Below are 1,534 nucleotides of genomic sequence, written 5' to 3'. Positions count from 1 at the left end.
TCCTCACCTGGCTGGTGATGTCAATGAACTGCTGTCCCTGATTGGTGCGTACGTTGATGATCACTTCTACCACTCCATTTCTCCTCTAGTTATAGTTCCGCGACAGCCTCCGCTTCAGCCATTTCCCCCTGGGCATAAAGCAGCTTGATGTTGCGGGACAGGGCCATGGCAAAGCCCAATACGGCCACCACTATCCCCGAAAAGGCGAACAAGCTAGCAACGGAGAAGTTGTCCACCAACACGCCGGAAAGGCCCATGGAAAGCGGCACCAGCATTTGAACCATGCTGTCCAGGAGTCCGAAAACCCGACCTCGATAGTGATCCGGCACCGTTTCCTGCAGCGTCACCTGGAAGGGCACGTTGATGAAGATGTTGAGTACCCCGATGAGCAGAAACCCCGCAGACATGGCTGCCAAGAGCCAAAGCAAGGGCACGCTGCCATAGACTGACGGCAGGGCCAAAGCACCCAGCAGGACGGAGATACCGCCCTGGAGTATGATTCCGCTGGACAGCAGAGACTCTTTACGGTATTTCTTGGTCATGTAGCCGATCAGACCGGTGCCGATGAGAAAGCCCACGGGAAGCATGGCTTGGAGATTTCCGTACTGCTTAGCCTCCAAGAGCAAGACTTCCTTGCCGAAGTAGGGAAACACCACGTTGAACAACGGAGCAGATAGGAAGTTGAGGGCTACTGCGAAAAGGATGAGCGTCCTCAAACCTGCATTCTGCCACATATAGTGGAAGCCCTCCTGGAAGCTGCGGAAAAACTGGGCCGCTGGGTTAAGCTCAGCCGCCTGTACCCCCTGCCTGGACTGCTTGGGGAAGCGGATGAACATCTCCGATAGGGCGGAAAGCAGAAAAGCGGTTCCGTTTATCAAAAAGGCGCCGTAGTAACCAGTTGTACCAAGGATGAAGGCACCGGCTACAGGCCCGATAATCTGCGTTGCCGCCCTGGACAGGCTGTTTAAAGAGTTGGCCTTGACCAGCTCTTCTTTCTTGACCAGTCCCGGTACCGCCGCAGAGATGGCTGGGCCGAAGAGCACGCCGCAGAGCGAAGATAAGACGGTGGCTCCGTATAGGATGGGCATGGTCAGATAACCCTGTTTGTGGATGAAGCCCAGAGCCAGGATGACCAGCCCCCGCACCACGTCCATGGATACCACGATGGTCTTACGATCCCACAGGTCTGCCAGTACCCCGGTGAAGGGAGCCAGGAGCACCATGGGCAGAGACGATACCAAAAGCAGTGTGCCCAAGGCGGTCCCAGAACCGGTAAGGTCCAGAACCAGCCAGGTTAGGGCCAGATAGTGAATGCCGTCTCCCACTTGGGAAACCAAACGTCCCCAAAAGAGCAGCCCAAAATCCCTGTTGATGAACAACCGCTGTCCTAAAGTCTTTTTCTCCATCTTTAGTCCCATCCCCTATCTGTTCTAGTCTCTGCACTCAGTCTATCACCGCTGGGCCAGCCCCTGAACTGGCTGGGGATGGGTAATCCTTCAGCCTCCAGGCGGATTCAGCGCAGGAACAGGCTGAA

At 55.7% G+C, this 1,534-nt stretch carries 1 protein-coding gene; it reads right to left on the bottom strand.

Translation table 11 applies throughout. The annotated features are described in order from the left end of the window. Positions 1 to 89: 89 nt before the first annotated feature. Positions 90 to 1,406, bottom strand: coding sequence for an MFS transporter (locus ACE4YL_RS02185; protein WP_461369089.1), 1,317 nt, complete (start codon positions 1,404 to 1,406; stop codon positions 90 to 92). Positions 1,407 to 1,534 lie beyond the last annotated feature (128 nt).

The organism is Candidatus Darwinibacter acetoxidans (assembly GCF_041936445.1).
Taxonomy (GTDB): domain Bacteria; phylum Bacillota; class Limnochordia; order Darwinibacteriales; family Darwinibacteriaceae; genus DTU010.
Note: the sequence above shows the minus strand (reverse complement) of the source record. Positions and strands in the feature narration are given on the sequence as shown.

Bases quoted from the DNA above. Each gene is read 5' to 3' on its own strand.
- ACE4YL_RS02185 (WP_461369089.1), bottom strand. From the start codon at position 1,406: ATGGAGAAAAAGACTTTAGGACAGCGGTTGTTCATCAACAGGGATTTT.